Raw genomic sequence first — 23,877 nt, 5'->3', positions numbered from 1 at the left:
GCACCGGCGACACGTCGGACCGAGACCGGGAGAGGCCCGTGAAGGGTGTCTTCACACGGATACGCGACAGGCTGGCACGGAAACGTGCCCGCCCCGACACGCAGGGGTCGTCGACCGATGCCGTCGAGCCGACCGGCATCACCGAGCCGACCGCCATCAGCGAGTCGACCGAGATCGCCGAGTCGGCTCCTGTCGCGGACCCCCTGCCGCCGAACGCGTCGATCGTGTTCGTAGCCGCTCGGAAGGCGCATCCGCCGGCCGAACCGACCGGGCCGCAGACTCCGGCGCACGTGCTGCCGGAGCGGGAGCCCACGGGGAACGACGTGGTGCTCTACACCCTGCACATGGTCATGAGCTCGGACTCGGCCCTGAAGAACTTCTGCAAGGCCGTCGCGTGGATCGTCCTGGTGATCTGCTTGGCCGTCGGCATCACGGCGTCGGCGCTCTACGGCATCCTCCACCTCTTCGCCCCGAGCTCCGCCCCCTCCCTGCGCCCCTTGCTGGTGAGCGTGTTCGGATTCGGCGTGCTCGGCATCCTGATCGTGTGGGTTGGGATGCGAATACGCAGGCGTCCCAAGGCCGATCCCGCCATCGGCGATGGCGCCGCCCCCTCCGCCACCGTTACTTCCGGGACCGAACCCGTCCCTCGGACACCGGACGCAGGCCCAGACCCAGACTCGGAAACCGGCGGACAGCAGCCGTAGTTCCGCGATCGAGCAGCAGGCCCGCGACACTCGCCACGATCACGCCGGCCGAGGCCCACACCCATGGGCGCAGCGCGGGAGCCACCGCGAAGGAGAGGAGGACGCCCACCAGCGTGCCGGTTCCTCCGGACACCAGGAAGTAGGCGCCCAGCAACGCGGCCAGCGGCAACAGCGGTCTCGTAACAGGTCCGTGCGCGTGGCCGTTGGAAGCCTGTGGCCCTGTGGAATCCCCCATGTCGTCCCCAGACGGCTGTGTGTGACTCTGGTGGTGATCCGGACGCCGCGTCACTGCTGGGCTCAATCGAACCACAGGCACCCCCCGCCCCTATGCTCCCTCTGTCCCTGTGGCCGAAAACCGCCCATCACAGCGGTCCTTCCAGGGTTCTGGCACATAACGCCCCGAGAAAATCCCTCCAGGCCACGGCCCCCACGGAGATGACATTCCCCTCCGGACGAGTCGACTCACGCACGCGAACCCCCCTGGCCATCAGGGCGACTTCCACGCAATCAACCGGATCGCAGGCACTGCTTTTGCGCCAGTCGAGTACGAGCAGGTCACCATCGCCCACCCCTGACTCCCTCGCCCCACCAGGCCGGTGACCGCGCGGAACAGGGCTGCGCCTCGCCTGGAAACCCCCGTATTTCCCGCTCTTGCCGGCTTCGGCGCACCGTATCGCAGGCGCCGGAAGCCTCGCAGGATGACGGCGGGAGTGGCCAGTGCGCGGCACAACCGGACCGCAGGTCACACACTCCTGCCCCACATTTGTCCTGAAAGGTTAGGCTCTCCGAAGTTGTGCGCCAAGTTGCAAACAAGCCCGATTACCGCGGGTGTCCGAGCCACGGCGTCATCAAGTGGCCGTGGTGCGGCGGCGGTTGGTGTCCGTCGGGAGGTACGCCTGGGTGTTGTCGGCCTTCACGCGTGGTACAGCGGTGCCGCGTTGGCCTGTTCCAGGGCGGAGGCGGTGACGGCGGCCGGGCCCAGGACGACGGCGGCGACCGCGCAGACGACGGCCCAGGGGCCGCGGGCGGTCCTGGCCCAACCGCCTGCGGTCTCCTTGGTGTTCATACGACTGCTGTTCATGATCCCCACCTCCGGTCAGTGCGTGCCACTGACGCTATGGCGGCTGCCTCGGGGGAATCGGTGAGCCGGCTGGGAGGAACCTGTGAGCCGGTCGCCGCTACGTCCTGCCCTGCAGCCGGGCCGCCAGGTCTCTGATCTCCGGGAGGCGGGCGCTGAGGGCCGCGCCCGGGCAGCTGGTCATGTAGCCGTCGTCGTGGCCGGCCAGGGCGGGGAGGGCGGCGGCGGTGCCGGCGGCGTAGCGGCTGTGGCCGTTGCTGGAGACCAGGCGGACCGTCCGCCGGGGGTCGATGTCGGCGAGGCCCAGCTTCCAGGCGGCGAGGTGGGCGATCGCGTCGGTCATCACCTTCGGGACCGGCACTCCGGAGGTGAAGGTGCCGAGGGCGGCGATGCCGGTGGTGCGGTGGTTGAAGCCCTGGGTGTGGGCGCCGGTGACGGGGCGGTCGGTGCCGCCCGCGCGGCCTTCGTGGATGGTGCCGCAGCGGTCGACGAGGAAGTTGTAGCCGATGTCGTCCCAGTGACGGGATTCGGTCATGCCCGCGGCGAGGTAGCGGATGATGCGGGGCGCCTCGGCGCAGTCGTAGGCGTTGGGCGAGTCCGTGTGGTGGATGAACACCGCGAGGACCTTGTCGTCGTAGCGCGGTGGCGGCCGGGTGCGGGTGCTGTCCTCCCCCGCCCAGACCGAGCGCGGCACGATGTGCGGTCTGGTCGCGGAGTGGGCCGCGGCGGAGCGGGCCGCGGCCTGCCCGGCACCGGCGGCGGCCGAGCGCTCGACGCCGTTGGCACACAGCACCAGGACGACGACCGCGGCGAGGCCGGGCAGACAGCCGAGGAGCACCAGCGCGGCCCTGGGTATGTGCACCGCGTGTGTTTTCCGGGCACCCTTCGGTCTTCGGACACGCATGGTTTCCACTGTCCGACCGATCCGGTCCGCCCGCGATGTGTGCTGTGCCACCCGGTGGAACCATCGTCCCGGTCCGGGACGTTTTTCCAGGTGCACGCACGCGTGGCGGGTTCCGGACGCCACGCGCGCGTGGCTGATCACTGGGCGCATCCCGTGCGTACTAAGGGTTCCTGGAGAAAGGCGGCTCAGTGGACCTGCTCGACATCCTGCTGTTGCTGGTGATCCTCGCCTACGCGGCCGCCGGCTACCGGCGCGGTCTGGTCGCCGGCTGTGTCTCGCTCGCCGGGTTCGTGGGCGGCGCGGTCGTCGGTGTGTGGGCGCTGCCCTGGGTGATGGACCTGGCGTCACCGGGCACGACCGCGGCGACGGTGACCGCGGTGCTGACGGTGCTCGGCCCGGCCGCGGTCGGGCACGAGCTGGCGGGGCGGCTCGCGCTGCGGCTGCGGCGGGAGCTGGGCCGTGCCAGTCTCGGTCCGCTCAGAGTGGCCGACGGGGTCGGCGGCGCCGCGGCCAACTCGGTGGCCGTGCTGATCGTGGCGTGGGTGGCCGCGAGCGTGCTCGGCGCGTCCTCGTCGTCGCTGGTCACGACCGCGATCCGGGACTCGGCCCTGCTCGGCGCCGTGCAGAACACCATGCCGGACACCACCCCCGCCTGGTTCTCGCGGGCCACGTCCGCGCTCACCGAGGCGGGTTTCCCGCAGGTCTTCAACCCCTTCGAGAACGAGTCGACGGCCGAGGTCGCCAAGCCCACCGGCGACAGCGTCACCGCGAGCGCCACCAACGCCGCCAAGCTCAGCACGGTGAAGATCGAGGGCGTCTCGGGCACCCAGGGCCGCGAGGGCAGCGGGTTCGTGTACGCGCCGCAGCATGTGATGACCAACGCCCACGTGGTGGCCGGCATCGACGACCCGAGCGTGCGGATCGGCGGGGTCGGGCGGTCGTACGAGTCACGCGTGGTGCTCTTCGACCCGGACAAGGACGTGGCCGTGCTGTACGTGCCCGACCTGAGCGCCCCCGTCCTGAGCTTCGACGACACCGCCGCCCGCGGCGACTCGGCCGTGGTCGCGGGCTATCCGCAGGACGGCGACCTGAACCTGCAGGCGGCCACCGTCGCGGGCCGGGTCCAGGCGAACGGGCAGAACATCTACAGCGACGCGACCGTCACCCGCGAGATCTACTCGATCCGCTCGACCGTCCGCCCCGGCAACTCCGGCGGCCCGCTCCTCACCACCGACGGCAAGGTCTTCGGCGTCGTCTTCGCCCGCTCCACCTCCGACGCCGAGACGGGTTACGTCCTGACGGCGGACGAGGTCGCCTCCGACGCCGAACGCGCGGCGGACGCGACGGCGCCGGTGGACACGGGCGAGTTGGTGACGTCCTAGGCGTGCCGAGGAGGGCAGGCCGGAGGGTGGCTTGGCGCTCACCCGGGGAAGCGGCTGACTGAGCGCCGCAAGGCGGCGACCCAGCTGGACATCGCGCGGGCCGCCGCCGAGCTCTTCACCGAGCGCGGCCCGGACGGGACGACGGCGGAGGACGTCGCCGAGCGGGCCGGGGTCGCGCTGCGCACCTTCTACCGCTACTTCCGCAACAAGCAGGACGCTGTGGGCCCCCTGCTCGCGGCCGGCGGCGACCGCTGGCGAGGGCTGCTCGCGGCGATCGAGCCGGGCGCGGCCGTGCCCGAGGCGCTGGAGCGGGCGATGCGGGAGGCGCTGGCCGCCCCGGACGCGCACGCGGCCGGCGGTCTCCGGCAGACCCGGGCGCTGCTGCGGGCGGCCGCCGACGACCCGGCCCTGCGGGCCGTCTGGTACCGGGTGAACCAGGAGACCCGTCAGTACGGGGAGCAGCTGCTTCCCGTACTGACGCGGCTGGCGGGCCCGGACGCGGACGAGCTGGGGATCCGCCTGGCCGCCGCCGCGGCCACCGACGCCGTCCGGGTGGCACTGGAGGTGTGGGCCGCCACGGACGCCGGCCTGACGGGACCGGGGTCGCCCGCGGAGCTGGCCGTACGGTGCCTGCGGGAGCTGATGGGCGGGATGCGGCCGCTGACGGAGTGACGGGCCCGGCCGGGCACTTCCTGACTCGACGCCCCTCGCGTCGCCCTCGTACGGATCAATGCCCTCGGCCGGGGCACTCCCGGGCGTACCTCTGAGCCATGTCACGTGCTCTCGGCGCGCTCCGACCCGCCGCCGCCCTGGCCCTGGTCTCGCTGCTCACCCTCACCGCCGCGGCTCCGGCGCCGGACTCCGGCGGCAAGGGCTGGGTGCTGGCCGGTTTCGCCACGGCGGCCGCGGTGGCGGGGGTGCCGCTGTATCTGGTGGCGCGCAGGCGTCGTACGACGGCCTCGGCGGACCAGGTCAGAGACTGCGGCCCATGAGGACGTCGTCGACGTACCGGCCGTCCAGGAAGAACTCCTCGGGCAGCACGCCCTCCACGACGAAGCCCTCGGACTCGTAGAGCTTGCGGGCCGGCGTGTTGTGGCCGAGCACGCGCAGGGTGATCCGGCGCGCCCCCTGCCGCCGGGCCTCGTCCTGCGCGGCCCGCAGCAGCGCCCGGCCGACCCCGGTGCCGCGTGCCTTGTCGGCGACGGCGAGACCCTGGATCTGGCGGACGTGGGTGTTGCAGGCGAGCGAGGTCGGATAGGCCAGCCGGATGTAGCCGACGAGGCTGCCGCCGAGCTCCGCGACCAGATGGTCCAGCGGGCCGAACCGCTCGTTGAAGAAGGGCTCGTAGGGCGGCTGCGGGCGGGGCTGGACGGCGTGCAGCTCAGACCAGGTGTCGCGGTCGAGGCGGGCCAGCGGCTCCTCGTCGTCGGAGGTGGCGTGGCGTATGTACGGAACCGGCATCCGGTCACCCTACGACGGCGGTCCGAGAACCCCGCCGGGGTTTTCCGCGGCGGCTGAGCAAGGATGGTCCTCATGGAACGTTCGCGAATCGCGGTGGCCGGCGCGTCCGGTCTCATCGGCGCAGCCCTGGTGCGATCCCTGGCCGCCGACGGACACGAGGTGGTGCGCCTGGTGCGCCGGGAGCCCAGGACGCCGGACGAGGTGCGCTGGGACCCCGAGCGGAAGTACGTCGACCCGGCCGGGCTCGCCGGGTGCGACGCGGTGGTCAACCTGGCCGGGGCGAACGTGGGGTCGCGCCGCTGGACGGACGCGTACAAGGCGAAGATCCGGGACAGCCGGGTGCTGGGCACGGCGGCCCTCGCCGAGGCGGTCGCCTCCCTGGACCGGCCGCCGCGGGTGTTCGTCAACGGCAGCGCCATGGGCATCTACGGCGAGACCGGCGACCGTGCCGTCGACGAGGACGCCCCGCCCGGGGAGGGCTTCCTGCCCGAGCTGTGCGTGGAGTGGGAAGGGGCCGCGGCGCCTGCCCGGGCGGCGGGCGTGCGGACGGTGTTCACCCGGACCGGCCTGGTGGTGTCCCGCGAGGGCGGGGCGTGGGGCAGGCTCTTCCCCCTGTTCAAGGCCGGGCTCGGCGGGCGGATGGGAGACGGGCGGCAGTACTGGTCGTTCGTCTCGCTGCACGACGAGGTGGCCGCGATCCGCCATCTCATCGACACCGACGGCCTGTCGGGGCCGTTCAACGTGACCGCCCCGCACCCGCTGACGAACGCTGAGATCACCGCCGCGATGGGGCGCGTGCTGCACCGGCCGACCCTTTTCACGGTGCCCGCGCCCGTGCTGCGGGCCGTGCTCGGCGAGATGGCCGGGGACGTGCTGGGCAGCCAACGGGTGTTGCCGATGCGGCTGTTGGAGTCGGGGTTCACCTTCGCGTTCCCGGAGATCGAGGAGGCGATCCGGGCGGCGAAGTGACCCTTGCGATCGCATGCGACCGTCGTGCGACCGTGCCCTGTCGATGCGCGACTGCCCCGGACCGATCACGGCCCTACCCTCGACCCGAACTCGGGTATCTCCGGAGTCAGTTGGGGGCATGACGTCTCCACCGGCCGCGCAACCTCGAGGAGGGGCACGTGCTTGAGCCCGCGTACCAGGCGGACGTCGTGATCGTGGGAGCCGGGGTCGCCGGGCTGTCCGCGGCGCATCGGCTGACCAGCGCAGGAGTGACGACCGCGGTGCTGGAGGCCGCCCCGTGTGTGGGCGGCCGGATGACGACCGAGAAGGTCGACGGCTTCCGGCTCGACCGCATCGGACAGCTGCTGTCCACGGCGTATCCCGAACTACGGCTGACACCAGGGCTCGACGGGCTCGTGCTGCGGCCCTTCGCGCCGGGCGTCCTGCTCCACAGCGACGGCCGCCACCACCGGGCCGCACCGCCCCCGAACGCGGGGGGCGCACGGGGCGCACTCCACGCGGTACGCGCCCTGGCCGGCGCGCCCGCCAAAGGGCGTACGGCCCTCCGGCCGGCCTCCGTGCCGAAGGCCGGGGCGACCGCCCCGCTGGGCACCGCCGTCGACCAGGCCCGGCTCGGCGCCGCGCTGACCCGGATCGCGAACACTCCCGTCGAGCGCCTGCTGGCCCGTCCCGAACTGCCCGCCGGGCAGGCCCTCGCCGCCCGCGGTGTGCCGGCCCGCACGATCGACGGGTTTCTGCGTCCGCTGCTCGCGGCCCTGCTGTGCGACCCGGAGCTGACCACGTCCAGCCGGTGCGCGGACCTCGCGCTCAGGGCGTTCGCGGCCGGGCGGCTGTGCGTGCCGGAGGGCGGCGCCGAGGTACTGCCGGAGCTGCTCGCACAGACGCTGCCGCCGGGCACCGTGCACACCGGCGTCCGGGCCACCGCGATCTCCACGACCTCGGTGACGACGGCCGAGCACGGCGAGATCCGCTGCCGTGCCGTCCTGATCGCGACCGACGCCCGGCCCGCCGCCGAGCTGCTGCCCGGCCTGCGGGTGCCGGACTTCCACCCGGTGACGGTGGTCCACCACACGACGGACGAACTCCCGGCGACGGGCGCGGCCCTGCTGCTCGACGCGGACCGGGGCGGCCCGGTCGCGCACACGGCGGTGATCAGCCGAGTCGACCCGTCCCGCGCCCCCGCGGGCCGCACCCTCGTCTCCTCGACGGTCCTCGGCCCGCCGCCGTCCGACCTGGACACCGCCGTCCGTTTGCACCTGTCCCGCCTCTACGGCACCTCCACCCGCCGCTGGGAGACCCTCGCCGTCCACCACACCACCGAGGCGGTCCCCGCGATGCGCCCACCGCACGACCTGCGCCGTCCGGTACGGCTGCTGGCGGGCCTGTACGTGTGCGGGGACCACCGGGACACCAGCACCGTCCAAGGCGCGCTGCACTCGGCCCACCGGGCGTCGGCGGCGATCCTGGCGGACCTGGGGGCGGTGGGCTCGCTGCACCGGGCGGACCCGCTGCCCACAACACAGGCCGCCTGAAGCACCCCGGAAGGGGCGCGGGGCTGTTGTCGATATGCGGCTCCGCCGCGTGGGCGCGACCAGCCCAACGAACCCGCACCGGGCACACAGCAGTCAGCCCTACGGCGATACCCCCTACCCCAGAGCAGCGACCTTGTCGCGATACCCCCGCACCGGTGCCGCGTCCTTGTACGGCTCCAGCCTCCGCTCGAAGTCCCGTACGTACTCGACGGCCCGCACCGACCGCATCTCCGTCGCCTGGCCGGCCGCCTCCGCGCCCAGCGCGCAGGCCTGGTCGAGTTCGCCGAGGCCGAGGCGGGCGGAGGCGAGGACGACACGGCAGAACAGACGGCTGCGGGCGTAGGAGGGGGCACGCAGTTGCAGGGAGCGCTCGGCGTGCTGGGCGGCCGAGCGGAACTGCTGGAGGTCCCGGTGGCAGTGCCCGAACTCGTCGGCGAGCTGCGCCTCGTCGAAGAACCGCGCCCAGTGCGGGACTTCGTCACCGGGCCGGGCCGCCTCCAGGGCCCGCTCGGCCCGTACCAGCGACGCGGTGCAGGCGCGCACCTCGCCGAGCACCCCGTGCCCGCGCGCCTCGACCGCGTGCAGCAGCGCCTGCACGACGGGCGGGGCGTTGGTCCCCACCCCCTGCTGGGCCACCCGCGCGAGCTGTACGGCCTCGCGCCCGTGCCCGAGGTAGACGGCCTGCCGGCTCATCGTGACCAGCACATAGGAGCCGTACGCCCGGTCCCCGGCCGCCTGCGCGAGCCGCAGCGCCTGCACGAAGTAGCGCTGGGCGAGGCCGTGCGCGGCGATGTCGTACGACGTCCAGCCCGCGAGCCTCGTGAGGTCGGCGGCGGCGGCGAACAGGCGGCGGCCGGTCTGCTCGCCGTAGGTGCCGCGCAGCATCGGCTCGCACTCGTGCTCCAGGTAGCGCACGAGGGCCTGGCGGGCGTGGCCGCCGCCGTACATGTCGTCGAGGGAGCGGAACAGCTCGCCGACCGAGCGGAGGGCGGCGATGTCGCCGCCGGTGACCTTCTGGCCGGGACCGCGCTCGGCGGCGCCGCGCTGACGCGGCACCCCGGGGCGCCCCTGCGCGGGGACGCGGACGAGCGGCTCGCCGCGGGCCACCTTGTCGTCGGCCCGTCCGATCAGCCAGTCCCGGCTGGGGACGACCAGGCCGGCCGGGGTGAACGCGATCTTGCGGAGTTCGGCGTGACTGCCGGAGTCCTTGCGCCACAGCCCGCTGATGATGTCGACGGCCTCTTCGGGCGTGGCGGCGAACTCCAGGCCCGCGTAGACGGGGGCGCAGGCGTCGAGCCCGAGGTCCTGGGCGGTGAGCCTGCGGCCGAGGCGGCGGGTGAAGACCTCGGCGATGAGGGCGGGGGTGGTGCCGCGGGGCTGCTGGCCGCGCAGCCACCGGGTCACGGACGTCTTGTCGTATCTCAGGTCCAGCCCGTGTTCGAGTCCGAGCTGGTCCACTCGACGGGCGAGTCCCGCGTTGGAGAACCCCGCTTCTGCGATGAGCGCGGCGAGCTGGCGGTTGGGAGTGCGCTGCGCGGGTCGTTCCGTCATCTGCGGTGCGGTCTCCTGCCTTCGGGCGTCGCTGAGGCCGCTTCGTGCCTGCGGTACCTGCGTCGCCCGGATTGCCTGTGAGCAGCCCTTATGGCCTCTGTGAACGGCGTGAATGTAGCGGAGAGTGAGCAGGCGATCGCACACTTCGACGCTCGTTCATCCGATCGTGTGAGGATTGACCGCACGGCTGACGCGCGGCGCTCGGTCGTACAGTGGCGTGGGCACGGTTTGTGCCTTACGACCCGCCAGGGCTTCTAGGGAGGCGCTTGCCGTGAGTGAGTTGCGGTTCGTCCGTATGGGATTCGGTGCGGACGCCGTCGAGTACCAGGAGGCGTGGGACGAGCAACGCCGGGTGCACGCGGCGCGGTTCGCCGACGAGATCGCCGACACCGTGCTGCTGCTGGAGCACCCGCCGGTGTACACGGCCGGCCGGCGTACGGCGGACAGCGAGCGGCCGCTCGACGGCACTCCCGTCATCGACGTCGACCGTGGCGGCAAGATCACCTGGCACGGCCCCGGCCAGCTGGTCGGCTACCCCATCCAGAAGCTCCCGCGCCCGGTGGACGTCGTGGCGCACGTACGGCGCCTGGAAGAGGCCCTGATCCGCACCTGCGCGGAGTTCGGCCTGGAGACGTCCCGGGTCGAGGGCCGCAGCGGGGTGTGGGTGCTCGGCGACCCGGTCGAGACGCGGCCGACGCTCGGCGGTCTGTCCCTGGACTTCGACCCGCGGCTGCACGACGAGGAGTTCGACGCCCGCCTGAACGGGCCGGAGTACGCCCCCTCCAACGCCGGACAGCGCCGCGAGGACCGCAAGATCGCCGCGATCGGCATCCGGGTGGCCAAGGGCGTCACGATGCACGGCTTCTCGCTGAACGTGAACCCCGACAACCGGTGGTTCGACCGGATCATCCCGTGCGGGATCCGGGACGCGGGGGTCGCGTCCCTCGCGAACGAGCTGGGCCGCGACGTGACGATCGAGGAGGTGCTGCCGGTGGTCGAGCGGCATCTCCGAGCTGTGCTGGAGAACGCGGAGCTGAGCCCGCGGGTGGTGGAGCGGACACCGGCGTAACCCGACCGCCCAGGGGGCTCCGCCCCCTGGACCCCCGGCCTTCGCCCACCCACCACCCGACTCGGTGGGTCGAGAGGTGCGGCACCAGACGCCCGCACCGGCGCCGGACGCGGGAATGCCCCACAGTTCCGCAAGGTTGCCCACCCCGGGGACCGAAAACGCACGGGCGTACCCTGGTGTACGCCGAAGAATCGAAGCTACAGGGAGCCGATGTGTCCGCAGTCGCACCCGACGGACGCAAGATGCTGCGCCTGGAGGTCCGCAACAGCCAGACCCCCATCGAGCGCAAGCCCGAGTGGATCAAGACCCGGGCGAAAATGGGTCCCGAGTACACGAAGATGCAGAACCTCGTGAAGAGCGAGGGCCTGCACACGGTCTGCCAGGAAGCCGGCTGTCCCAACATCTACGAGTGCTGGGAAGACCGCGAGGCCACGTTCCTCATCGGCGGCGACCAGTGCACCCGGCGCTGCGACTTCTGCCAGATCGACACCGGCAAGCCCGAGGCGCTCGACCGCGACGAGCCCCGGCGCGTGGGCGAGTCCGTGGTCACCATGGACCTGAACTACGCCACGATCACCGGCGTCGCCCGCGACGACCTGGAGGACGGCGGCGCCTGGCTCTACGCCGAGACGGTCCGCCAGATCCACGAGCAGACCGCCTCCCGCGAGGCCGGCCGCACCAAGGTGGAGCTCCTCGCCCCGGACTTCAACGCCGTACCGGAGCTCCTGGCGGAGGTCTTCGCCTCCCGCCCCGAGGTCTTCGCGCACAACGTCGAGACGGTCCCGCGCATCTTCAAGCGCATCCGCCCCGGCTTCCGCTACGAGCGCTCGCTGAAGGTCATCACCGACGCCCGCGACTACGGCCTGGTCACCAAGTCGAACCTGATCCTCGGCATGGGCGAGACCCGCGAGGAGGTCAGCGAGGCGCTCCGGCAGCTGCACGACGCGGGCTGCGAGTTGGTGACGATCACGCAGTACCTGCGCCCGTCCGTGCGCCACCACCCCGTCGAGCGCTGGGTCAAGCCGCACGAGTTCGTGGAGCTGAAGGAGGAGGCCGAGCAGATCGGTTTCTCCGGTGTGATGTCCGGTCCGCTGGTCCGTTCCTCGTACCGCGCCGGGCGGCTGTACCAGATGGCCGTCGAGAAGCGCGGTTCGTACGTCGCCTCGCAGGCCGTCTGATCCCCTGACACACCGTTCCCCTGACACACCGTCACCCGCCTTCCCGGCAGGGCGTGCGGCAAGCGTGTGAATTCGCGCACAAGAGGCTACCCGCCGGTAGTGACCGATACGACGCGGTCCTGACCGTCCTCGCTGATGAGGGCGTACGTCAGGGCCGCGTCGTTGTTCAAGGGCGCCGCACCAAGGCTTCATTGGCGTTTGACCGGTCGGTCATGCCCTGGTAACACCAATCAGTGACAGTGGACTTACACCACGTACACCCATACCCGCAGCGGTATCGAGGGGGGACCTCCATCATGCAGGCCGCGCCCGTACGCGCCACACCGATTCCGACGTTCACCGACGCACTCCGCGCAGTCGAGTCCCTGCTCCTGAGCAGTGGCCAGCGCACCGCACGCCGCAATGCCTGGACGTCCGTCCTGGAGGACCGCCGCCGCGCCAAGGACCGGGTCGAGGCCCAGCGCGTCCTGGAGCAGACGTTCACCACCGCACGCCTCTGAAGCACCCCTTCCCCGCTCCTCGGGGCACTGCCGTCGTCGGCGCTCCTGGGGGCACGTAGACTTCGTGCCATGGCGAGGAAGGACACGGCAGCGGACGCTGCGAACCCCGGGCGACTCAAGCAGATCGCTCTGACCTACAAGATGACCCGCAAGGCCGACAAGAAGATCGGTCTTGTACTCGCGGCGGTCGGAATCGTCACCTTCGGTGTCTTCCTCGCGATCGGTTTCTTGATCGGTCACCCCATCTATCTCGGCATTCTGGGCCTCCTGCTCGCCTTCCTCGCGTCGGCGATCGTGTTCGGGCGCCGGGCCGAGCGAGCGGCCTTCGGGCAAATGGAGGGCCAGCCGGGCGCGGCAGCGGCGGTACTCGACAACATCGGCCGGGGCTGGACGACCACCCCCGCGGTGGCGATGAACCGCAGCCAGGACGTGGTGCACCGGGCCGTCGGCAAGGCCGGCATCGTCCTGGTCGCCGAGGGCAACCCGAACCGGGTGAAGAGTCTGCTGGCCGCCGAGAAGAAGAAGATGAACCGCATCGTCGCGGACGTGCCGGTGCACGACCTGATGGTGGGCACCAGCGAGGGCCAGGTCCCGCGGAAGAAGCTGCGCACGACCATGCTGAAGCTGCCGCGCGTGCTGACCGGCCCGCAGGTGACGGTCACCAACGACCGGCTGCGCGCCCTCGGTGACCTGATGAGCAACATGCCGCTCCCGAAGGGGCCGATGCCGAAGGGCATGAAGCTGCCGAAGGGCGGACCGAAGGCCCGCTGACTCCCTCTCGTACAGGCTCGTACAGGAAGGGGGCGCCCGGATCACTCCGGGCGCCCCCTTCGCCGTACCGAGGCCTTCGTCGTACCGAGGCGTCGTACAGACGCTAGATGCGCACTTCCACCGTGCGGGCCAGCCGGTCGTGCAGGCCGCGGCCGTCGCGGTCCCAGATCAGGGCCGGGACGGCGAGGCAGAGCAGGGCCGTGCGGAGCAGGGCGCGGGCGGGGCTGACGCGGCCGGTGTCGATGGTGACCACGCGCAGGCCGAAGAGGCGCTTACCCGGGGTGAAGCCGACGGTGCCCACGGTCAGGGCGCCGAGCAGGAAGAAGACGAGCAGCGCCCAGTTGCTGGTCGCCTGGTCGTAGCCCTGCGTGATGAGGCCGTATGCGATCAAGAGGCTCAGGCCCCAGTCGACGGCGATGGCGCCGAGGCGCCGGCCGGGGCGGGCGATCGAGCCCGGTCCCTCTTCCGGCAGGCCGAGCTGCTCACCGCGGTATCCGAAGTCGACACCGGCTTCCTCCGCGGCCGCGCGCGGTCCGGAAAGCCACGATCCGATTGCCTGCCTGTTGTCCACCCGTCCACGGTACTGCGCCCGTTTCGCGATACGGACAGGTGGGGTAGGCGTAGCGATGTCCGGTTAACTTGTGCGAAACAAATGGGTCACGTCTGAGAAATCACCCGTCCCTAGGGTCGAGGTCAGCGTGTGCCACCGCACTGGCCGCACGAACGAACTACCACCCCGGCACGGAACGGTCGGGGGTAGGAGGAGCTGGATGTTCCAGAACGCCGACGAGACCAAGAAGTTCATCGCGGATGAGGGCGTCAAGTTCATCGACGTCCGCTTCTGCGACCTGCCGGGCGTCATGCAGCACTTCACGGTGCCCGTTGAGGCGTTCGACCCGGACGAGGAGCTGGCCTTCGACGGATCGTCGATCCGTGGCTTCCAGGCCATTCACGAGTCCGACATGGCGCTGCGCGCGGACCTGTCGACCGCCCGGGTCGACGCCTTCCGCCGCGACAAGACGCTGAACATCAACTTCTTCATCCACGACCCGATCACCGGCGAGCAGTACAGCCGTGACCCGCGCAACGTGGCCAAGAAGGCGGAGGCCTACCTCGCCTCCACCGGGATCGCCGACACCGCGTACTTCGGCCCCGAGGCCGAGTTCTACGTGTTCGACAGCGTCCGCTTCGCGACCACCGCGAACGAGTCCTTCTACCACATCGACTCCGAGGCGGGCGCCTGGAACACCGGCGCCCTCGAGGACAACCGTGGGTACAAGGTCCGCTACAAGGGCGGTTACTTCCCGGTCCCGCCGGTCGACCACTTCGCCGACCTGCGTGCCGAGATCTCCCTGGAGCTGGCCAACGCCGGCCTCCAGGTCGAGCGCCAGCACCACGAGGTGGGCACCGCCGGCCAGGCGGAGATCAACTACAAGTTCAACACGCTGCTCGCCGCGGCCGACGACCTCCAGCTCTTCAAGTACATCGTGAAGAACGTGGCCTGGCGCAACGGCAAGACCGCGACCTTCATGCCGAAGCCGATCTTCGGTGACAACGGCTCGGGCATGCACGTCCACCAGTCGCTGTGGGCCAACGGCGACCCGCTGTTCTACGACGAGGCCGGTTACGCGGGCCTGTCGGACATGGCCCGCTTCTACATCGGCGGCATCCTGAAGCACGCCCCGTCGCTGCTGGCCTTCACCAACCCGACGGTGAACTCGTACCACCGTCTGGTGCCGGGCTTCGAGGCGCCGGTCAACCTGGTGTACTCGCAGCGCAACCGCTCCGCGGCCATGCGTATCCCGATCACCGGCTCGAACCCGAAGGCCAAGCGCGTCGAGTTCCGGGCGCCCGACTCCTCCGGCAACCCGTACCTGGCGTTCTCCGCGCTGCTGCTCGCGGGCCTGGACGGCATCAAGAACAAGATCGAGCCGGCCGAGCCGATCGACAAGGACCTGTACGAGCTGGCTCCCGAGGAGCACGCGGGCGTCGCGCAGGTCCCGACCTCGCTCCCGGCCGTCCTCGACCGCCTCGAGGCCGACCACGAGTTCCTGCTCGCGGGCGACGTCTTCACGTCCGACCTGATCGAGACGTGGATCGACTACAAGCGCGCCAACGAGATCGCGCCGCTGCAGCTGCGTCCGCACCCGCACGAGTTCGAGCTCTACTTCGACGTGTGATCGGTCTGTAGGCCCTTCGGCCACGCCCCCGTTCCTGGTTTCTCAGGGCGGGGGCGTCGTCGTATCGTTTTCGGTACAGCTGTTCGAGACGGAGACGACGGGGGTTACGGGGATGCCCGAACAGGACGACGCGGAGCGCGAGTTCGACATCAAGTGGGCCGACAACGCCGAGCACAAGGAGCCCTCCGCGCGGGCCAGGATGCTGGCCGCGCGCTGGAAGGAGAACCCGCCCGAGCCGCAGCCGTTCCGCGCCGACCCCGACCCGGCGGGGCCGCGCCGGTCGTCGTGGCTGTCGACGGTCATCGTGCTCGGGAGTGTGGCGGCGATCATCCTGCTGCTGGGGTACGCGAACTTCCGGGCGCCGTACTAAAGGTGCGCGAGGACATCAGGGCCGGCGGAGTGGCGGCGCGGCGGCTTGCCGAGGGGGCGGCGCTGCGGGACGTGCTCGATGCCGCCGACCCGGGGGCCTGGCTCGCGCTGGACGCGGGGACGCGTGCGTGGTGGGCGCCCCGGCCGCTGCCGACGCGGGCGGAGGTCGAGGACCGACGCGGGTGGCTCTCCACACTCCGCCGGCCCGACGCGCTCGCCGAGCCCCGGCTCGCACTCGCCCTCTGCCACCGCGACGGCCGGGTGCGTGAGGCGGCTCTCGGTCCGGCGGCGCAATGCCCGGCTCTGTTGCCGCTGGTCGTCGTCCGTACGACCGACTGGGTCGCCCCCGTGCGCGACCGGGCCCGCGAGGTACTGCGCGCCGCCCTCGATCCGGACGCCGCCCTCACGCTCGCGCCGCTGATCCTGCTCGTCGGCCGCCGCGGCCGGGGCGACTTCGCCATCGACCTGCTCGACGAGGTGCTGGGCCGGGCGCCCCGCGAACGCCTCGCGCTCCTCTTCACCCACCCCGACCGTGCCGTACGCCGCTTCGCCTACCGCCTGGCCGTCGCCGAGAAGCACCTCTCCCCCACCGAACTGGCCCGCGCCGCCGCCCGCGACGCCGACCCGGTCGTCCAGGACCTGTGCGCCGAGGCCGCCCTGGCCGCCGTACGGGAGAGCGGGGTGGACGAGGACGTACTCGAAGCGCTGCTCACCGCGCGCGGGCCGCGGGTGCGGTCGGCCGGGGTGACCGCGCTGCGGCGGGCCGGGCAGCCCGGCCGGGCGGAGGGGTTTCTCGCGGACCGGTCGGGGCTGGTGCGGGCCTGTGCGCGGTATGTCGCACGGCAGTCAGGGGGCGATCCTCTGGCCTGGTACCGGCGCCGGTGTGCCGAGCCGGGCGACCCGGCGCTGCCGACCAGTGCGGTCGCCGGGCTGGCGGAGTGCGGGGAGCGGGCGGATGCCGAGTCGCTGTCGGCGCTGCTCGACCACCCCGCGCCGGGCGTGCGGGCACGGGCGGTCGCCGGGTTGCGCGCCCTGGACGTCACGGACGTACCGCGGCTGCGGGCGTTGCTCGACGACCCGGCGCCCGGGGTCGTACGGGAGGCGACCGTGACCCTGCTGGCCTCGGCCCGGTCGCTGGACGACGCGTGGCTGATGCGGCGGCTGGCGGTGGGGCGGCCCCGGCATGTGCGGGTGGCCGCCTTCCGGTTGCTGGACGCGCAGGGTGGGCTGGTGCGGCTGCGGGCGGCGGTCGCGCTGCTCCATGATCCGGACCTCAGGCTGCGGCACTGGGCCTCACAGTCCGTGCAGGGCTGGCATGCGACGGCGGACGTGCCGCCCGGGTCGGTGGAGGTGGGCGAACTGCTCGACCGGGGACGCCATCTGTTCAGCGAGTACGTGCTGAAGAGGCGGAAGTGGGAGGCCGGGGTCAGGGGCTGAGCCTTTGCTGGTCCTAGAGATGATCGCGACCGCTTCATGGGCAGGGGCGGGTGCACACTGGGCTGTGGGGCGAGTGCCTGACTGCTGAGGGTGATGCCAGATGCAGAGCCGCTTTCGGAACGACCGGCGGTTGACCGTGCGGATGACGGTCACGATGTTTCTCCTCGGGCTGCTGTACGTGGCCTTCGTCGCGGCCTTGGTCGTGCTGTTGAAGTCGTGGGTACTGGTCGTGGTGGTCGCGGCGGCGATGCTCGGCGCGCAGTACTGGTTCTCCGACCGGATCGCGCTGTTCGCGATGCGGGGGCGGGTCGTGGAGCGGGAGGCGTATCCCGAACTGCACGCCGTGGTCGACCGGCTGTGTGCCCTCGCGGACATGCCCAAGCCGGTGGTCGCCGTGTCGGAGATGGACATGCCGAACGCGTTCGCGACCGGGCGGAACCCCGACAACGCCGTCGTCTGCGTGACCACCGGGCTGCTGCGGCGGCTGGAACCCGCGGAGCTGGAGGGCGTCCTCGCGCACGAGCTGTCGCACGTGGCGCACAAGGACGTCGCCGTGATCACCATCGCGTCCTTCCTCGGGGTGATCGCGGGGCTGATCGTGCGGTTCGCCTTCTACTCGCAGCTGTTCGGCGGCGGGCGCCGGGACCAGAACACCGCCGTCGTCTTCGCCGCCGTGATGGGGGTGTCGGCGGCCGTGTACGCGATCAGCTTCCTGCTGATCAGGGCGCTGTCCCGGTACCGGGAGCTGGCGGCGGACCGGGCGGCGGCGCTGCTCACCGGCCGGCCCTCGGCGCTGGCGTCCGCGCTCACCAAGGTCACCGGCGACATCGCCCGCATCCCCAGCAAGGACCTGCGCACGGCCCAGGCGTTCAACGCCTTCTACTTCACCCCCGCGCTGGGCGCCGAGCCGGGTGTGGCGCGGATCTTCTCGACCCACCCGAGCCTGGAGCAGCGGCTGGAGCAGCTGGGGCGGATCTCCGGTGAGCTGGGCGAGGCGGCGACGCCGGGGAGGGCGGGCTGAGGATGGGGCTGCTGGACATCCTGCTCGGCCGTACGAAGCCGGTCGCACCCGATCTCGACCAGCTCTTCGCGCTGCCGTCGGCGGCGGTGACGCTGGAGGCGGCCGCCTCCTTCACGCCGACCGGGCGGGGTGCGGTGTGCTTCGCCACGGTGGAGGGCGCGGCCTTCGAGCAGACGCACCGCGAGGTGCAGGCCCTGCTCGACGCGGACACCGACCGCGACGGACCGCCGGTGGAGCTGCGGCGGGACGGCTACGGGTATTCGTGGCTGGTGTCGGAGCGCACCCCCGACCAGCTGCCGCTGCTGGTCAACGACCTGCACGCGGTGAACAGTTCGATGGAGGTCAACGGCTTCGGGCCGCAACTGCTGTGTTCCCTGGCCGGGTTCCAGGATCCGGAGGGCCGGTCGCTGGCGCTGGTCTACCTCTACAAGCGCGGCAGCTTCTACCCGTTCGCGCCGCTGCCCGGCGAGGGACAGCGGCGCGACAACGCACTGGAGCTGCGGGTGAAGGCGGCACTGGAGGGCGATCTGCGGATCGAGCCCGACCTGAGCCGCTGGTTCCCGGTGTGGGGCGCCCCCGGTCTGTGACGACGACCGGGGCCACCTGGATCACCGGGTCACCGGGATCACCAGTGGTCTCACTGGTCGTCTCACCGGTCTCACCTGCTCTTCTCGCGCTCCTGACGGCGGGACTCGAAGGGCCGCTCGCGGCGGTAGCGGCGCTCCCACCTGGCCTGCTTGTCACGGCGGTCGCGATACGCGCGGTAGCTCGCGGGCGTGGGCCCCGCCGAGGATCCCCCCGCCGGCGACGAGGGCGAGGACCCGCCGCGTCCGTACTGCACGTACAGGAAGAGCACGGCGACGGCGGCGAGCCAGTAGAGATGGTTGTCGAATCCCAGAACGACCAGGACGACGGTCCCGGATATGACGATGGTGCCCATGACGGGCCTCCGTGGGCGTGGGTTGATCCGAGCGGTGATCCGTTCCCCGACGGGGCGCTGGGGGTGGGCGGCCGTCCGTCGGTGCGTAGAGAGTAGCCCCGAGTCCGCGGGGTGATGCCTGTCCTGCGGGACGCGGTGGTGGGCAGTTCCTCGACGCTTGTCCAGCGTAGGGATGCGGTCACTTGGCGTGCATCTCCTTTTCCCGCGCGGCGCGGCGGCGTAGGCGCCATGAGTGAACGCTGCCGTAGGCGCCATGAGTGAATGGGGAGATGAGCGAGCTGATCTCCTTCACACACGAGCACGCCGGGGAACACCTCAGTGTGAGGTACGGCGGTGACGGCGGTGGTCCGGACCGGGCCACCGCCGTTGTGCTGCACGGAGCGGGCAACGGCGGCAAGGAGCGGTTGCTCCCGCTGCTGGCGGAGTTCGTGGCACACGGCTGCCGCGGCCTCGCCCTCGACTTCTCCGGGCACGGCGAAAGCACGGGCGCGTTGCGGGAGTTGAGTCTGCGCCGCCGCTTCGAGCAGGCGGTGTCGGTCATCGACGCGTTCGCTCCGGCCAACGGGCCGCTGATCCTGGTCGGATTCAGCATGAGCGGGCAGACGGTGGCGGACCTCGCCGCGCACTACGGCGACCGGGTCACGGCGCTGGGGCTGTGTGCGCCCGCCGTGTACGCGGGCGAGGCGTGGGACGTGCCGTTCGGGGCGGGCGACGGTTCCTTCAGCGCGATCATCCGGACCCCCGGGAGCTGGCGGGCGTCGCCCGCGCTCGACGTACTGGGGGCGTACGAGGGCCGCGCGGTGCTCGCCGTGCCGGGTACGGACGCGGTGATCCCGCCGGAGGTGACGGAGGCCGTGCAGGACGCGCTCTGCAGCCGTGCGCAGTTCACGCGCTTCGAACTGCCGGAGGCCGACCACCAGTTGGGGCTGTGGCTGCGGGATCACGCCGAGGACCGGCGGGAGTTCGTGTCGGCCGTGCTCGCCCCGGAGTGGGCGGCGACCCGGTCGTGGCTGGCCAAGCAGCTCCCGGAGGGGCGGACGGTCCGCGACAGCCGTCCGCTGTCCGGCGGCTGGAGCTCCCAGATGCGCCGCCTGACCCTCGACGACGGCACCGGGCTGGTGCTGCGGACCTTCGTGAAACCCTTCTTCCGCCGACACGCCCCGGGACTGCTGACCCGCGAGGCGTCCGTCCTCGCGCTCCTCGCCGGGCAGGACGGCATCCCGGCGGCGCGGCCGGTCGCCGTCGACGCCTCCGGCGAACTCTGCGACCACCCCTCGCTGTTGATGTCCCTGCTCCCGGGCACGGTGCGGGTCGACGAGGAGGAGCTGGAGCGGCGCCTGGACCTGCTCGCGGCGCAACTCGTCCGGATCCACGAGGTCGTACCGGACGAACGCCCGCGCCCGTACCAGGCGTGGACGTCACCGGAGCGGGTGATGGCCCCGCCAGGACCGCTGTGGGAGCGGGCGGTCGACGTGATCCGCCGCGAACCCCCGTCCTATGACGGCTGTTTCCTGCACCGGGACTTCCACCCGGGGAACGTCCTCTTCGACGGGAGCGGCAACGGCCTGCGGATCAGCGGAGTCGTCGACTGGGTCGAGACGTCGTGGGGCCCCGCCGACCTGGACGTCGCCCACTGCTCGACGGCCCTGGCCCTGCTGCACGGCCCGGAGCACGGCCTCGGCTTCCGCGCACGTTACGAGGCGCAGGGCGGCCGGCGTCTCGCCGACGGACCCGACCACCTGTACTGGCGGCTGCTGGACGCCCTCGGCTACGCCCCCGACGCGGCGAAGTTCGCGGGTCCCTGGCGCGAGCTGGGCCGGACCGATCTGACGGCGGAGGTGCTGGGCGGGCGGCTGGAGGCGTATGTGGCCGGGCTGGTGGAGGCGTACGCCTGACGGCTGAGGCAAGCCTGCGCTGACCGGTTCTCAGACCCCGGGTGCGGCCGTCACCACGCCCGCCGCGACGGCCGCGCACAGGGTCGCGTGGTCGTGGGCGGTCTGGTCGGCGTAGGCGAGGGCGAAGTCGGCGACGGCCCGTTCGAAGGTGTCCGCGCCGCCCAGGTAGCCGGCGATCGCGACGCGGTCGCCGGAACGGGCGTGCGCGCGGGCCAGCGCCGTGCCGCACAGCCGGGCGTACGCCGCGAGGTCGGAGCGGTGGGCCGGCTGGGCCCGGTGGGCGGGGTCGGCGGGAGTGGTCATCTGCGCTGTCTCCGCATCACGCCTCCTCGGGTGCCCTGGTTTCCGTCACCTCCTGATCGCGGTGAAGGCCCGGCGCCGGGGCGTACGCATGCCGAGTACGGCAATCGGGTGACGGCACCCGGGCCTCGGCGCGGCCCGATTGTCAGTGGTGTCCGGGAGGATGCCCTCACGGTGGGCGTGACGAGTGGAGGCCGGGATGGGTGACGAGGAGCGGTACATCGGCGTGGCGGAGCGGCGGGCGCGGCTCGCGCTGCGGCACCGGCTGGCCGGGGCGGCACGGGCGGCGAGCCCCGAGGAGGTCGCCGGCTCCCTGGTCGCCCTGCACGGATCGGACCCGGCGACGGTGTACCTGGCGGTGGGCGCCCGGCTCGCGGACCCGGCCGGGACCGTGCCGGAGACCGGCCGGGCGCTGTACGAGGACCGCACGCTGGTCCGTATGCACGGCATGCGGCACACGGTCTTCGTGTTCCCGACGGAGCTGACCGCGGTCGTGCACGCCTCGACCGGCCTCACGGTCGCCGCCCGGGAGCGGGCCAGGCTGCTGAAGGACATGGCGAAGACCGGGGCGCCGGACGCGGCCTGGCTGAAGGAGGTCGAGGAGTCGGCGCTGGCCGCGCTGACGCGGCGCGGGCAGGCGACGGCGGCCGAACTCGCCGCGGACGAGCCGCGGCTGCGGGAGCAGTTCGTGTACGCGGCCGGGAAGAGCTACGAAGGCGTGCACACCGTCTCGACCCGGCTGCTGAAGGTGCTGGGCGTCGAGGGCAAGGTCGTGCGGGGCCGGCCGCTCGGCTCCTGGACGTCCAGCCAGTTCCGCTGGGCGGTGTCCCCCGCCCACCCCGAACTGAACGCGGCCGAGGCCCAGGCATCCCTGCTGGGGCGCTGGCTCGCCGCGTGCGGCCCGGCCACGGAGGCCGACCTGAAGTGGTGGACGGGGTGGAAAGTCACCGACGTCCGCCGGGCGTTGGCGGCGATCGGGGCGCGGCCGGTGTCCTTGGACGAGGGTGTGGGGTACGTCGTCGACGGCGACGTCGGCCCGGTGGCGGGGCCGGCCGAGCCCTGGGCCGCGCTGCTGCCGGCGCTCGATCCGACGGCGATGGGCTGGCAGCAGCGGGACTGGTATCTGGCGCAGGCGTTGCGGCCCGCGTTGTTCGACTACAGCGGCAATGTGGGGCCGACGGTGTGGTGGAACGGCCGGGTGGTGGGCGCGTGGGCCCAGCGGGCGGACGGGGAGATCGTGTGGCGGTTGCTGGACACGGAGGGGGTGGGGCGCGAGGCGGAGGCGGCGATCGCGGTGGAGGCGGAGCGGGTGCGGGGGTGGGTGGGGGCGGCGCGGGTGACCCCGCGGTTCCGGACGCCGGTGGAGAAGGAGTTGTCGGCGTAGGGGGTGGTTCGGCGTGGGCGGGGTGTTCGGTGCGGGTGGGTTTCTCGCCCCGTACCAGGGGGCTCCACCCCCTGGACCCCCGGCCTGTGCCCACCCACCACCCGACTCGGTGGGTCGAGAGGCACAGGTTCAGGGGCTGGGGACGGAGCCCCCAGGGGCTCCGAGGCCTACCGCGAGTACCTCATCAGCGCCCGCACCATGTGGCACGTCGTGTCCGACGGCGGGTGGACGCCGATCGTCTCCGCCGTGCTCCGTATCGTCTCGTTGCGGGCCTGGTTGGGCATGTAGACGCCCGAGTCGAGCAGGGCGATCGCGAGGCGCATCGCCTTGAGGCGGCGGTTGTGGCTGACGTACCACTCACGCGGACGCCCCGGCGGCAGCGGGCGCTTCTCCACGGGCGCGTACGGCATGTCGAGCAGCACGGAACGCTTCGCGGTGGACTGGGTGGGCAACAGCTTCGGCTTCAGTGCGGCAGCGGGCACAGGCATCCTCCTGTCGCGGTCAGGGCATCGGCCCCGGAGATCTCGACACCCCGGCGACACCCTCGAACACTGCTTCTAGTTTACTGCCCGGCACTGACATCCAGGGTGTCCAGGACGTCCACCAAATGCCCAGGTGGGCCAGGGAATTGCCGCCGTGTCACGCCAGGTCTGTGAGATATGTGTGAGACGGCGGCAATTCGAACGCGACCGCCGACCAGCGCAGCAAAGGCCCCGCCCATCCGCCACGGGGGTAGCGGACGGGCGGGGCCATGACCCGCCTCGTCAGTGTCTTCCGGGACACCGACGAGGCGGGCGTACCCGCCCCGGGTAGAGGCTTCCGGCGACCACGCCGGGACGGGTGCTCGAGGAGACGCACACAGCGCTTGACTTGAAGCTCTGCGCTGCGGCGTCTGCAGTCTCCATTCTTCCACGTCAAGATCGCAAAAAGCGGACTGCGTTCCGCAGACATTGGATCTTGATCAATCCAGCGTGTCTTGGATGCGAGATCTGCCCGACGCCGACACATGGATCACTGAGCGCCGCCGGGCTATCGGCGAGCACATCCGAACTGAACGCCTCCGCCAGAACCTCACCCAAGATCAGGTATGGCAGGCAGCCCGCGTCGACCGGCGCACACTGCAGTACGTCGAGGCTGGCGAGGAAGTGAAGCTCAGTACCCTCCTCCGTATCGCCTGGGTTCTCGACATCGAAGTGACCCTGGGCGGCCGCCCCCTACGGGGGACGTAAGGACGGCCGCCCGTTCCTCGCGG

At 71.9% G+C, this 23,877-nt stretch carries 25 protein-coding genes and 2 pseudogenes; 18 read left to right on the top strand and 9 right to left on the bottom strand.

Annotation, left to right across the window (positions count from 1 at the left end):
• Nucleotides 1-38 precede the first annotated feature (38 nt).
• Nucleotides 39-704 carry a hypothetical protein gene (locus AC5P09_RS08600; protein ID WP_493873246.1) on the top strand — a complete coding sequence of 222 codons (666 nt, stop codon included), beginning with the start codon at nt 39-41 and terminating at the stop codon, nt 702-704.
• Between the two features lie 362 nt (nt 705-1,066).
• Here AC5P09_RS08600 and AC5P09_RS08595 read toward each other — a convergent pair whose 3' ends face one another.
• The 3 genes and pseudogenes from AC5P09_RS08595 to AC5P09_RS08585 form a co-directional block, all read right to left on the bottom strand.
• The gene (locus AC5P09_RS08595; protein WP_266440690.1) at nt 1,067-1,273 is read right to left on the bottom strand and encodes a DUF397 domain-containing protein; all 207 of its coding nucleotides are present in this window, start codon (nt 1,271-1,273) and stop codon (nt 1,067-1,069) included.
• Nucleotides 1,274-1,552: 279 nt separating this feature from the next.
• Nucleotides 1,553-1,785: pseudogene (locus AC5P09_RS08590) on the bottom strand (hypothetical protein).
• A gap of 97 nt (nt 1,786-1,882) precedes the next feature.
• Nucleotides 1,883-2,686, bottom strand: a complete 804-nt coding sequence (locus AC5P09_RS08585; protein WP_493873245.1) for a peptidoglycan recognition protein family protein — start codon at nt 2,684-2,686, stop codon at nt 1,883-1,885.
• Between the two features lie 188 nt (nt 2,687-2,874).
• On the opposite strand from AC5P09_RS08585, the gene AC5P09_RS08580 reads away from it, so the two are divergent.
• The 3 genes from AC5P09_RS08580 to AC5P09_RS08570 all read left to right on the top strand — a co-directional run bounded on the left by AC5P09_RS08580 (nt 2,875) and on the right by AC5P09_RS08570 (nt 5,060).
• A complete protein-coding gene (locus tag AC5P09_RS08580) occupies nt 2,875-4,068 on the top strand; it encodes a MarP family serine protease (protein ID WP_493873244.1) in 1,194 nt (397 codons plus the stop codon).
• A gap of 54 nt (nt 4,069-4,122) precedes the next feature.
• Nucleotides 4,123-4,740, top strand: a complete 618-nt coding sequence (locus AC5P09_RS08575) for a TetR family transcriptional regulator (protein WP_493873309.1) — start codon at nt 4,123-4,125, stop codon at nt 4,738-4,740.
• A 98-nt stretch (nt 4,741-4,838) separates the two neighbouring features.
• Nucleotides 4,839-5,060, top strand: a complete 222-nt coding sequence (locus AC5P09_RS08570; protein WP_307674249.1) for a hypothetical protein — start codon at nt 4,839-4,841, stop codon at nt 5,058-5,060.
• On the opposite strand, the gene AC5P09_RS08565 is transcribed toward AC5P09_RS08570, so the two are convergent.
• A complete protein-coding gene (locus AC5P09_RS08565; RefSeq protein WP_493873243.1) occupies nt 5,041-5,529 on the bottom strand; it encodes a GNAT family N-acetyltransferase in 489 nt (162 codons plus the stop codon). The two genes, AC5P09_RS08570 and AC5P09_RS08565, sit on opposite strands and share 20 nt — an antisense overlap.
• 72 nt (nt 5,530-5,601) lie before the next feature.
• Here AC5P09_RS08565 and AC5P09_RS08560 point away from each other — a divergent pair, with 72 nt between their 5' ends.
• On the top strand, nt 5,602-6,498 hold the full coding sequence (locus tag AC5P09_RS08560; protein WP_493873242.1) for a TIGR01777 family oxidoreductase: 897 nt from the start codon (nt 5,602-5,604) through the stop codon (nt 6,496-6,498).
• Nucleotides 6,499-6,656: 158 nt separating this feature from the next.
• Entirely contained in the window at nt 6,657-8,030 is a 1,374-nt protein-coding gene (locus AC5P09_RS08555; RefSeq protein ID WP_493873241.1) for an NAD(P)/FAD-dependent oxidoreductase, read from the top strand.
• A gap of 114 nt (nt 8,031-8,144) precedes the next feature.
• Here the strand turns inward: AC5P09_RS08555 and AC5P09_RS08550 are convergent, their stop codons facing one another.
• On the bottom strand, nt 8,145-9,581 hold the full coding sequence (locus AC5P09_RS08550) for an NsdA family TPR-like regulatory protein (RefSeq protein ID WP_493873240.1): 1,437 nt from the start codon (nt 9,579-9,581) through the stop codon (nt 8,145-8,147).
• A gap of 217 nt (nt 9,582-9,798) precedes the next feature.
• Between AC5P09_RS08550 and lipB the strand changes: the two genes are divergently transcribed.
• The 4 genes from lipB (at nt 9,799) to AC5P09_RS08530 (ending at nt 13,099) form a co-directional block, all read left to right on the top strand.
• Nucleotides 9,799-10,650 (top strand): lipoyl(octanoyl) transferase LipB, encoded by an 852-nt coding sequence (gene lipB / locus AC5P09_RS08545; protein ID WP_493873308.1) that lies wholly within the window; start codon nt 9,799-9,801, stop codon nt 10,648-10,650.
• A gap of 212 nt (nt 10,651-10,862) precedes the next feature.
• The gene (gene lipA, locus AC5P09_RS08540; protein ID WP_307674255.1) at nt 10,863-11,828 is read left to right on the top strand and encodes a lipoyl synthase; all 966 of its coding nucleotides are present in this window, start codon (nt 10,863-10,865) and stop codon (nt 11,826-11,828) included.
• A 296-nt stretch (nt 11,829-12,124) separates the two neighbouring features.
• The gene (locus AC5P09_RS08535) at nt 12,125-12,328 is read left to right on the top strand and encodes an SCO2195 family GlnR-regulated protein (RefSeq protein WP_266440658.1); all 204 of its coding nucleotides are present in this window, start codon (nt 12,125-12,127) and stop codon (nt 12,326-12,328) included.
• A 69-nt stretch (nt 12,329-12,397) separates the two neighbouring features.
• Nucleotides 12,398-13,099, top strand: a complete 702-nt coding sequence (locus tag AC5P09_RS08530; RefSeq protein ID WP_493873239.1) for a DUF4191 domain-containing protein — start codon at nt 12,398-12,400, stop codon at nt 13,097-13,099.
• Between the two features lie 103 nt (nt 13,100-13,202).
• Here the strand turns inward: AC5P09_RS08530 and AC5P09_RS08525 are convergent, their stop codons facing one another.
• Nucleotides 13,203-13,670 (bottom strand): RDD family protein, encoded by a 468-nt coding sequence (locus AC5P09_RS08525; RefSeq protein WP_493873238.1) that lies wholly within the window; start codon nt 13,668-13,670, stop codon nt 13,203-13,205.
• 199 nt (nt 13,671-13,869) lie between these two features.
• Here AC5P09_RS08525 and glnA point away from each other — a divergent pair, with 199 nt between their 5' ends.
• The 5 genes from glnA to pspAB all read left to right on the top strand — a co-directional run bounded on the left by glnA (nt 13,870) and on the right by pspAB (nt 18,693).
• Nucleotides 13,870-15,279: a type I glutamate--ammonia ligase gene (gene glnA, locus AC5P09_RS08520; RefSeq protein ID WP_266440652.1), complete on the top strand. Its 1,410-nt coding sequence runs from the start codon at nt 13,870-13,872 to the stop codon at nt 15,277-15,279.
• Between the two features lie 112 nt (nt 15,280-15,391).
• The gene (locus AC5P09_RS08515; protein WP_493873237.1) at nt 15,392-15,649 is read left to right on the top strand and encodes an SCO2583/SCO2584 N-terminal domain-containing protein; all 258 of its coding nucleotides are present in this window, start codon (nt 15,392-15,394) and stop codon (nt 15,647-15,649) included.
• A 2-nt stretch (nt 15,650-15,651) separates the two neighbouring features.
• Nucleotides 15,652-17,085, top strand: coding sequence for a hypothetical protein (locus AC5P09_RS08510; protein ID WP_493873236.1), 1,434 nt, complete (start codon nt 15,652-15,654; stop codon nt 17,083-17,085).
• A 100-nt stretch (nt 17,086-17,185) separates the two neighbouring features.
• A complete protein-coding gene (htpX, locus tag AC5P09_RS08505) occupies nt 17,186-18,106 on the top strand; it encodes a zinc metalloprotease HtpX (RefSeq protein ID WP_493873235.1) in 921 nt (306 codons plus the stop codon).
• A 2-nt stretch (nt 18,107-18,108) separates the two neighbouring features.
• A complete protein-coding gene (gene pspAB, locus AC5P09_RS08500; protein WP_493873234.1) occupies nt 18,109-18,693 on the top strand; it encodes a PspA-associated protein PspAB in 585 nt (194 codons plus the stop codon).
• Between the two features lie 71 nt (nt 18,694-18,764).
• Here the strand turns inward: pspAB and AC5P09_RS08495 are convergent, their stop codons facing one another.
• Nucleotides 18,765-19,046 carry a hypothetical protein gene (locus AC5P09_RS08495; RefSeq protein WP_493873233.1) on the bottom strand — a complete coding sequence of 94 codons (282 nt, stop codon included), beginning with the start codon at nt 19,044-19,046 and terminating at the stop codon, nt 18,765-18,767.
• Nucleotides 19,047-19,315: 269 nt separating this feature from the next.
• Here AC5P09_RS08495 and AC5P09_RS08490 point away from each other — a divergent pair, with 269 nt between their 5' ends.
• On the top strand, nt 19,316-20,941 hold the full coding sequence (locus AC5P09_RS08490) for an alpha/beta fold hydrolase (RefSeq protein WP_493873232.1): 1,626 nt from the start codon (nt 19,316-19,318) through the stop codon (nt 20,939-20,941).
• A gap of 30 nt (nt 20,942-20,971) precedes the next feature.
• Here the strand turns inward: AC5P09_RS08490 and AC5P09_RS08485 are convergent.
• Nucleotides 20,972-21,196: pseudogene (locus tag AC5P09_RS08485) on the bottom strand (DUF2252 family protein); the annotation flags it as partial.
• A gap of 244 nt (nt 21,197-21,440) precedes the next feature.
• Here AC5P09_RS08485 and AC5P09_RS08480 point away from each other — a divergent pair.
• Nucleotides 21,441-22,625, top strand: coding sequence for a winged helix DNA-binding domain-containing protein (locus AC5P09_RS08480; RefSeq protein WP_493873231.1), 1,185 nt, complete (start codon nt 21,441-21,443; stop codon nt 22,623-22,625).
• Between the two features lie 167 nt (nt 22,626-22,792).
• On the opposite strand, the gene AC5P09_RS08475 is transcribed toward AC5P09_RS08480, so the two are convergent.
• A complete protein-coding gene (locus tag AC5P09_RS08475) occupies nt 22,793-23,107 on the bottom strand; it encodes a hypothetical protein (RefSeq protein WP_493873230.1) in 315 nt (104 codons plus the stop codon).
• 498 nt (nt 23,108-23,605) lie between these two features.
• Between AC5P09_RS08475 and AC5P09_RS08470 the strand changes: the two genes are divergently transcribed.
• Nucleotides 23,606-23,854 (top strand): helix-turn-helix domain-containing protein, encoded by a 249-nt coding sequence (locus AC5P09_RS08470; protein ID WP_493873229.1) that lies wholly within the window; start codon nt 23,606-23,608, stop codon nt 23,852-23,854.
• Nucleotides 23,855-23,877 lie beyond the last annotated feature (23 nt).

The sequence above is a fragment of the Streptomyces sp. a15 genome (assembly GCF_059026085.1).
This window is presented reverse-complemented; position numbering and strand designations above follow the sequence as displayed.

Excerpts from the sequence above, each read along its gene's own strand:
- AC5P09_RS08585 (WP_493873245.1), bottom strand. The coding sequence starts at position 2,686 with ATGCGTGTCCGAAGACCGAAGGGTGCCCGGAAAACACACGCGGTGCAC.
- AC5P09_RS08570 (WP_307674249.1), top strand. The coding sequence starts at position 4,839 with ATGTCACGTGCTCTCGGCGCGCTCCGACCCGCCGCCGCCCTGGCCCTG.
- AC5P09_RS08565 (WP_493873243.1), bottom strand. The coding sequence starts at position 5,529 with ATGCCGGTTCCGTACATACGCCACGCCACCTCCGACGACGAGGAGCCG.
- AC5P09_RS08560 (WP_493873242.1), top strand. The coding sequence starts at position 5,602 with ATGGAACGTTCGCGAATCGCGGTGGCCGGCGCGTCCGGTCTCATCGGC.
- AC5P09_RS08550 (WP_493873240.1), bottom strand. The coding sequence starts at position 9,581 with ATGACGGAACGACCCGCGCAGCGCACTCCCAACCGCCAGCTCGCCGCG.
- AC5P09_RS08535 (WP_266440658.1), top strand. The coding sequence starts at position 12,125 with ATGCAGGCCGCGCCCGTACGCGCCACACCGATTCCGACGTTCACCGAC.
- AC5P09_RS08530 (WP_493873239.1), top strand. The coding sequence starts at position 12,398 with ATGGCGAGGAAGGACACGGCAGCGGACGCTGCGAACCCCGGGCGACTC.
- glnA (WP_266440652.1), top strand. The coding sequence starts at position 13,870 with ATGTTCCAGAACGCCGACGAGACCAAGAAGTTCATCGCGGATGAGGGC.
- AC5P09_RS08515 (WP_493873237.1), top strand. The coding sequence starts at position 15,392 with ATGCCCGAACAGGACGACGCGGAGCGCGAGTTCGACATCAAGTGGGCC.
- htpX (WP_493873235.1), top strand. The coding sequence starts at position 17,186 with ATGCAGAGCCGCTTTCGGAACGACCGGCGGTTGACCGTGCGGATGACG.
- pspAB (WP_493873234.1), top strand. The coding sequence starts at position 18,109 with ATGGGGCTGCTGGACATCCTGCTCGGCCGTACGAAGCCGGTCGCACCC.
- AC5P09_RS08495 (WP_493873233.1), bottom strand. The coding sequence starts at position 19,046 with ATGGGCACCATCGTCATATCCGGGACCGTCGTCCTGGTCGTTCTGGGA.
- AC5P09_RS08490 (WP_493873232.1), top strand. The coding sequence starts at position 19,316 with ATGAGCGAGCTGATCTCCTTCACACACGAGCACGCCGGGGAACACCTC.
- AC5P09_RS08480 (WP_493873231.1), top strand. The coding sequence starts at position 21,441 with ATGGGTGACGAGGAGCGGTACATCGGCGTGGCGGAGCGGCGGGCGCGG.
- AC5P09_RS08470 (WP_493873229.1), top strand. The coding sequence starts at position 23,606 with ATGCGAGATCTGCCCGACGCCGACACATGGATCACTGAGCGCCGCCGG.